Source organism: Nitrospinota bacterium (assembly GCA_009873635.1).
Lineage (GTDB): Bacteria > Nitrospinota > Nitrospinia > Nitrospinales > VA-1 > LS-NOB.
The window spans coordinates 63,316-70,240 of the sequence record WAHY01000012.1 but is presented as its reverse complement, the minus strand read 5'-3'; the positions used below and the strand labels follow the sequence as shown (position 1 = coordinate 70,240).

Genomic DNA, 6,925 nt, shown 5'->3' with positions numbered 1-6,925 from the left:
ATCACAGGAACTGTTTCGTTGAAAGGTGAGCCTATGGCTCCGATTATGGAAGACTTGTCTAAGGGCAAGAATGTTGAGTTTTGTTCTACACATCCTGACGCCAAGGATGGAATTCGACCACGTGTGAAAGTTGCAGCAGCTGGTGGTAAACTTCAAAATGCCGTGGTATTCATAGAGAATATTGAAACAGGTAAACCTTGGGGTGATGCCGGTAAATTTGTTTTTGATTTTGATAAATGTGATATCAAACAAAAAATGGGTGTGATTCGAAAGCCCACTAAAGCTGAGAAAAAATCAGGTGGTGTGGTAAAAGTAATTAATCAGGACGATGGTATTTTACATAACCCACACGGATATTCTGTTAAAGGCGCTAACCGCAAGACCCTTTTCAATAAGCCTTTGCCGAGTAAAGGTGATGTTGCGGATGTTACTAAGAGTATTGCCCGATTAAAACAAAAGAAAGATAAGCACTTTTTCTTACAGTGTGACCAACATAATTTCATGGAAGCTGATGCTCGTATAGTATGGAATCCTTATTACGCGATAACGGGTGCTGATGGATCTTTCACCATTGATGGTGTTCCTGACGGAAAGTATAAAGTAACTGCATGGCAGCCGTATGTTGGAGAATCTACTGCAGAGGTAACAGTATCTGGTGGCGCAGCGAAAGCTGATTTCACGTTGACCGCCAAGTAAGTATCATTAAAAAATTACAGCATCGGAACTTTCGTTCCGATGCTGTTTTTTTTTGCTTGAATTTAGGGTTTACTAGATATCAAATAGTTGGATCAGTAATATGTCGTATTTTTTTAATTCTTCAATTGGTAATCTTCACCTCTTAAACTCGTTATAATGTTTCAGTTGTAAAATTAATAATTTTTTATGAGATTAAAATGAATGTAATGAAAAATTTGATTAGACTATGTATGTTTTCTTTTTGTCTAATTATATCGGTCAATGTTTGTATTGCTAGTGAGAATTTTAAAATAATTGATGTGAAAAAAGGAGCTGGTAAGGAAGCAGTTGCTGGTAAGATGGTGAGTGTTCATTATACAGGATGGCTTTACGATGGCTCTGCTGAATCTCTTAAAGGTAAAAAATTTGATAGTTCACGTGATCGTCCGGGCAATTTCACATTTCCATTAGGTGCCGGCAGAGTGATAAAGGGTTGGGATAAAGGTGTGAAGGGCATGATGGTAGGTGGCAAACGAACCCTTATTATACCTCCGTCTATGGGTTATGGTGCACGTGGTGCTGGGGGTGTTATCCCACCCAATGCTACTTTGATTTTTGATGTTGAGTTGATTGATGTACACTAACCAACATGATATTTCATTCGGTTAATAAAAATTTACGAATGAAAATATCTTGGAAGGTGAGTCTTTCCTCATATAGAAATAAGTAGGTATGAAAAAAATTCACTCTTTGCTACCGGCTGTTAGCCTCTTATTCTTCGAGTAAGAGTTTGAACCAGCTTGAGACTGATTTTTTATTCCCGGTTTCTTCCTGGTATCCATCCCAGGCGTTGAAAGCTATGGGGATTGGTATTCCAGTGAGGAATTCAATATCCCCTTCATCTTCCTTGAAGGCTCGTTTTAAAATCAGTGAATATCTGCCAAAGCTGAAACTGGCCTTGGCTTTGACTGCCGACTCCTCCTGGTAAACGAGTCCATCTAATCCATTAGCATGTATTTCTACGGCTTCATTGGTGTCAGTAGACCACTTCCAGAGATTAACCTGATTATCGGTATCGCCATTTAGAAAATAAGGTGTTTGAGTATCAAGGTCTGATGGAAACTGCACAGCAATAGCATCTGGAAACTCTGGAACAATAGGCTCGAGTGGTTCATCAGGTTCTTGTCCCTTCATATAATCTGGTAAAGGCGGGGCAGGAGACTCTTTAACTTCTGTAAACTCTTTAAGTGCTGGATCAAGGGATGGGTCATCCCAATTAATGTACAGGGCGACTTCTTTATTATTATGAACAGCTCGTACAGTAATATTACGAATCGTTGGGAAATAGGATTTTGGTTTTGACTGTAGTTGACCTCCAAGAGGAATAAAGCTGGCTTTCGTTTCTTGCCAAATGGGATCGTTAAGATCGTTCGAAATTTCTCCACTCACTTTTTTTGCATGAATGGGGCTTTTCATTTTTGGCTGAGTAGGAAGCGCAAGAGTCGTGACGAAATTTACGATATCCCAAATTTGATCATTTTTAAAAATTCTTTCAGAAAATTTTGGCATGGCACTGGTGGATAACCCCGTGCGCAGGGTCTTAAAAATATCCTTTCGGGTACTGCCACGCCTGAACGTCCAAGGTTGACTCAGGTTTCTTGGCCAGATAGCGCTGGATGAAAAGTCCACAATACGGCGTGTGGTCACACCATCACCTCTGCCTTCTACGCCGTGACAACCGGAGCACTGAGTCATAAAAAGGTCTTTACCCCGTTCAATACTGTCCGGGGATAAGGGAGGTGCTTTGCCTACTTTAGTTATCTTGTGTTTTTTTCCCTTTTTTTTGAATTTAGCAAACTTTTTAGAAAGAGATTTTATAAATATCAAAAGACTCTTACGGTCGTTTTCTGGAAGGTGTTTCCAGCCGGGCATGGTTGTACTCCGTAACCCGTTGTTGATGACATTCATAAGATCAGCATCGGTTGGAATTTTCCCGAACGGCGTGGAGCGTATCTTTATATGTCCCTTAGTCAGGTTTCTCGGTTGTGGCATAGAATAATCTGCCGCAGGACCATCACCCTTGCCCTTTTCACCATGGCAATAAGCACATTTATCCAGATAAACCTGCTTCCCCCTTTCTAGAGATGGTGGGCTTTGTTTGCCAGGCTTGGCATGCCTTTGACTGGCAGTTTCATAAATGTAGGTTATGATTTTCCAGGCATCTTTTTCGCTTAGAGTGCCCTCCCAGGCTGGCATGGCTGAATTCCATGGCTCATATTTTTCCGGAAGTCCCTGGCCTCCTTTCATAATACGCCAGAAGGTGTAAGCCTGAGGTCGAGAGAGGATGGAGTCTAGCCGGGTGAAGTCGGCAGGTGGTGGAAAAAAACTCTTTCCAAAAATCCCGTTGCCATCAAGTAAATCTCCATGGCAGAAGAAACAATGTTTTGTGTATAAAGTACCTCCCTTTTTAATGACTTCAGGTTCATTTTTGAAGGGATTGGTCAGGTTTTTAAGTTTTACGGACTTACCTTTATAGTCAAAGCTTTTGGGGATATCCTCAGAAGGCGGCGGGCTAAACCCCCATACAGGAATTGAAATTACCAACGACAAATAAAGGCATAGAAAGGCCGCACCATACCTGATTGTAAAATCGGGTTGTATTGTTAACTTCAAACTAGCGCCCCAATTCTTTACCTTTTGCGGTTCCTGGAATGACCGCATCTTTCTTGATTCGTCCTGATTTGATTGTTTCGTAGAAAGGCCGCTCAACTGCATCACCATCAAACTGAAAACTCAAATCAATTATTTCACCGGCGGCAATTTTTATTTTCTTTTTTTGCGGTTTCATCAGGTAGTGCCAGGCATTGACCACATATTCACCAGGTGGGATATCGCCTATATTGAAGTTTCCATTTTCATCAGTTTTAAAGTAATAGGGGTTTTGTACTCTATACCCCCAGGTTTGCATGAATTCATGCATTCCACAAATCATTTGCATGATTTTGAAATTCTTTTTAAAAGTTACTTTCCCCTCAGTAACTTCCTCTGCAGGAATGGGGATGTTTAAAATAATCTTACCTCGTTCCTTCTGGTATACCTGGCTGTTGTGCATTACAGCGTCTTGATTATCTACTGTAAATGTTTCTCCCTGTCGAATAAGGCTTACATCTGGGAAAAATTTGCAGTTTTCAGAAAGTATATTAATAGGCTCTTTATCGAAAGGTTTTCCTGCTTCAACATGCTCCAGGGATATGACCACATCTTTTAGTCCCCTATCAGCTGAGATTTTAAAATCATCAAGGACCCTATTCATTTCATCGTCAGTATCAACCTCAGCGCACATATCAATATTTGGAAACAGAATCAAGTGATATACTCGAGGAAATGGCATTTTACCAGTCAACTTGGCATTACCCTTTATTGTTCCTCCGTTCTGCACATTTATTTCCTGATAGGCCATGGCCTGAAAAGAAAAGGAGATTAGGGTAGATAGGGTAACCAAAACTTGGAGCAATTTTTTTTTCATTCTTAAAACCCTCATTTCAAAAAGTTATCAGCTTGAAGGGATCTATCTAATACTTATAATTATATCATTTGAGAAGTAAGCGAGATTTTATAAAAGCCTGCATTCGATTTTTTATTTATAAGTTTTTTCCAAGTCTAAATCCGATTGTTAGCAGTGAACTTAACCTATTGAAATATTGAGTGATATAAGGACTCATCTCTAATGGTAAGGTTTTTATCAAAACTTTAAGAATCGAACAAAAATCTTAGATTAAAGCCTAAGAGAACTAAAGGATTACACCTGATTTTTAGTATAAAATTCTTAGCAAGTCAAGGGAGAGTTTTCACTCGAACAAGGTGGATTTTTTACCACTTTTAAATCCCTTTCAAAATAGTTTTGCCTGATCTAAAATGGAGATAGAGATGAAAATTATCCCTATTTTAAGAGCAGTTTTCCCTGCTAAATATTCCATGAAATGGAGTGTATCATGCGAAAAACAATTCTTTTATTTTTGATAATGGTTTTAACGGTAGTTCCTGCTTTTGCCGGAGCACCTTCAACGGGAGACACGGCTCCTGGATTTTCCTTGAAATCCATGGAAGGACAGCAAGTGTCATTGTCGGATTTTAAGGGTAAGGTTGTTGTAATAGGAATGTTCCATATCTGCGTGCCCTGTATGAACCAGGCCATGGAGTTTAATAAGGTCAGAAATCAATTTGATAAAGGTGAAGTTGTGGTGTTGGGGATCAATACTAATGGAGATTCCAGGGAAGCCGTAGCAAAATACCTCAGTAAATTTCCAGAAAAGGTGCAGTTCCCATATCTAATAGACCCGGTTAAATCGGTCTACCAGTCTTATTCCCAGAGAGACATGCCAACCGTTTTAATCATTGATCAAAAAGGCATTTTAAATGCACGGGCTGCGGCTGTTGGTGCTGATCAATTAGTTCCCTACATAAAAAAAATGCTTTGATGGAGAAACACACTTTAACTCAAAGTCGACAAACATTTTCTTTTTTATTGGGAGTTGTATTTTGCTTTTTGGTGTTTCCATGATCTTCCATAGCTTCGGTCTGGGTCGTTTAGTTGGATTCCTTCGGTGAAGAGCAGAGTGCCAAGGCCTTTATATCAAGCATTAAAAAGAAGGGCTAGACACCTTTTGTGATTATGGGTGAAATCTCTAAGTGGCATAAAGTTCGTGTAGGGCCTTACCCCTCTATATAAGGAGCTAGGCAGGTTATCAGTGATTTTAGGAAAAGGAAGGTTGTTACTGCTATAGTTATATTTTTTAAGGATGCGACTAAGTTTTCCTTGCCAAAAGTTTACCTCTTCAACTCTTTTAAAACTTTTTTCATATCTTCGTGCACAGCCCGGCGATTTTCCAAAGTATAAAATCGAATCAAATAAGAGGGATGAAATGTTAGCATTAGCTTGATACCTGCGTACTCGTGCCAGGTTCCTCTTTCCTTGGTGATGGGCACATTCCTCCCCAAAAGTGTTGACGATGCTGGTTTGCCGAGCGCGACAATGACTTTTGGTTTTATGGCCTTCAGTTGTTGGACCAGAAAAGGATTGCAGGCTTCAATTTCTTCTGGTTCCGGATCACGGTTTCCGGGTGGACGGCATTTGACAATATTGCAGATATAGGTGTCTTGTTCCCGGCTCAGCCCCATTCCCTTTTCGATGATCTCCGTCAGCTTTTTCCCGGCCCTGCCAACAAAAGGGAGACCCTGTTCGTCTTCATCAGCTCCGGGACCTTCTCCGACAAAAACAAGGTCTGCATTTGGGTTTCCCGAACCAAATACAATCTTCTTCCTGGTGCTTGAAAGTTTGCATCGGGTGCAGTCTCCCAGCTCTTTTTGAACTGCAGTCAGGGACTTATTATTTGCCATTTTGTTGGTTGAAGCCTGGCCTATATCGATGGATAAATCTGTTTCACAGGGGATTTCTGAATATCCCATGTCTTTTAAGTGGATGAGATAGTTTTTTAACTCTCTTATCAGGGGCTCTCTTTTAGGTGTTTCCATATCAAGTGCCAGAATAACAAACAGCTAAAAATAACACAAACCCTAAAGAGCTTCAGTTTTCTGGAATAAAAATCGTTTAAAAATATCTATTTATAAGTGTTTGTCTAAGGTTGAAAGTTGGCTGTAGGATTTATGAGATAAGAGCTCTTAAAGTGCAACTTGTCAACTTATTGATTTATATTTGAATTTACGAGTTAAATGGGTTTTAATGACCTAAACATATTAAATGGGTGTATTTTTTGTTATTATGGACCTTAGGATAAAAACCAAGTGCTTTCAGGTGTTTTTGTTGCTTGTTGCAACCCTGTTTTGGACTTCTTTGGCATATGCTGGTTCTGCACATCACCATCATTCTGATGTAGTTTCCCCTTTTGAAAAGCTTGATAGTGTAAAGCCATTGCATTGTAGTCTAAAAATGCACCAGCATATTAATAATACCCCGTGTCCTCATAAAGGTTTTAGAGAGACTAACAATAATTATGAGTTTCGTTCTGATTGTGGCAGCCACCCAGGTTCTGCCAACTCTTCAGGTTCTTCTTTAGGTTTTGATTTTTTTAAAGTTAATAAGCAAGAAGATTTCATTCCAATACAGTTTTGCGAAAAGTTAATAGGCTTTGTTTATTTTAAAAAGCAAAATCTTCCTCGATCTATTGATCACCCTCCACAACTCGTTTGACATTTAGGCAGGTTTGAAGTTTAGGAGATATGCTCTGTATGA

At 39.6% G+C, this 6,925-nt stretch carries 7 protein-coding genes; 4 read left to right on the top strand and 3 right to left on the bottom strand.

The features are described from left to right. Both F3741_08710 and F3741_08705 read left to right on the top strand, forming a co-directional pair. The coding region (locus F3741_08710) for a carboxypeptidase regulatory-like domain-containing protein (protein MZG30871.1) at positions 1-696 on the top strand (696 nt) is incomplete at its 5' end. Between the two features lie 230 nt (positions 697-926). Next, positions 927-1,319: an FKBP-type peptidyl-prolyl cis-trans isomerase gene (locus tag F3741_08705; protein ID MZG30870.1), complete on the top strand. Its 393-nt coding sequence runs from the start codon at positions 927-929 to the stop codon at positions 1,317-1,319. A 127-nt stretch (positions 1,320-1,446) separates the two neighbouring features. Here F3741_08705 and F3741_08700 read toward each other — a convergent pair whose 3' ends face one another. Both F3741_08700 and F3741_08695 read right to left on the bottom strand, forming a co-directional pair. Next, positions 1,447-3,456 carry a c-type cytochrome gene (locus tag F3741_08700; GenBank protein MZG30869.1) on the bottom strand — a complete coding sequence of 670 codons (2,010 nt, stop codon included), beginning with the start codon at positions 3,454-3,456 and terminating at the stop codon, positions 1,447-1,449. Beyond that, a complete protein-coding gene (locus F3741_08695) occupies positions 3,350-4,201 on the bottom strand; it encodes a carboxypeptidase-like regulatory domain-containing protein (GenBank protein MZG30868.1) in 852 nt (283 codons plus the stop codon). Before F3741_08695 ends, F3741_08700 begins: the two co-directional genes overlap by 107 nt. 466 nt (positions 4,202-4,667) lie before the next feature. On the opposite strand from F3741_08695, the gene F3741_08690 reads away from it, so the two are divergent. Further along, positions 4,668-5,153 carry a TlpA family protein disulfide reductase gene (locus F3741_08690; GenBank protein MZG30867.1) on the top strand — a complete coding sequence of 162 codons (486 nt, stop codon included), beginning with the start codon at positions 4,668-4,670 and terminating at the stop codon, positions 5,151-5,153. A gap of 349 nt (positions 5,154-5,502) precedes the next feature. Here F3741_08690 and F3741_08685 read toward each other — a convergent pair whose 3' ends face one another. Continuing rightward, complete coding sequence (locus F3741_08685; protein ID MZG30866.1) at positions 5,503-6,141, bottom strand: uracil-DNA glycosylase; 639 nt, start codon at positions 6,139-6,141, stop codon at positions 5,503-5,505. Positions 6,142-6,433: 292 nt separating this feature from the next. On the opposite strand from F3741_08685, the gene F3741_08680 reads away from it, so the two are divergent. Then, positions 6,434-6,883, top strand: coding sequence for a hypothetical protein (locus tag F3741_08680; GenBank protein MZG30865.1), 450 nt, complete (start codon positions 6,434-6,436; stop codon positions 6,881-6,883). The last annotated feature ends 42 nt before the right edge of the window (positions 6,884-6,925 follow it).

What these genes read in the sequence shown, in the direction of transcription:
- F3741_08700 (MZG30869.1), bottom strand. Translation starts at nt 3,456, where the DNA reads ATGGTGATGCAGTTGAGCGGCCTTTCTACGAAACAATCAAATCAGGAC.
- F3741_08680 (MZG30865.1), top strand. Translation starts at nt 6,434, where the DNA reads ATGGGTGTATTTTTTGTTATTATGGACCTTAGGATAAAAACCAAGTGC.
- F3741_08695 (MZG30868.1), bottom strand. Translation starts at nt 4,201, where the DNA reads ATGAAAAAAAAATTGCTCCAAGTTTTGGTTACCCTATCTACCCTAATC.
- F3741_08705 (MZG30870.1), top strand. Translation starts at nt 927, where the DNA reads ATGTTTTCTTTTTGTCTAATTATATCGGTCAATGTTTGTATTGCTAGT.
- F3741_08685 (MZG30866.1), bottom strand. Translation starts at nt 6,141, where the DNA reads ATGGGATATTCAGAAATCCCCTGTGAAACAGATTTATCCATCGATATA.
- F3741_08690 (MZG30867.1), top strand. Translation starts at nt 4,668, where the DNA reads ATGCGAAAAACAATTCTTTTATTTTTGATAATGGTTTTAACGGTAGTT.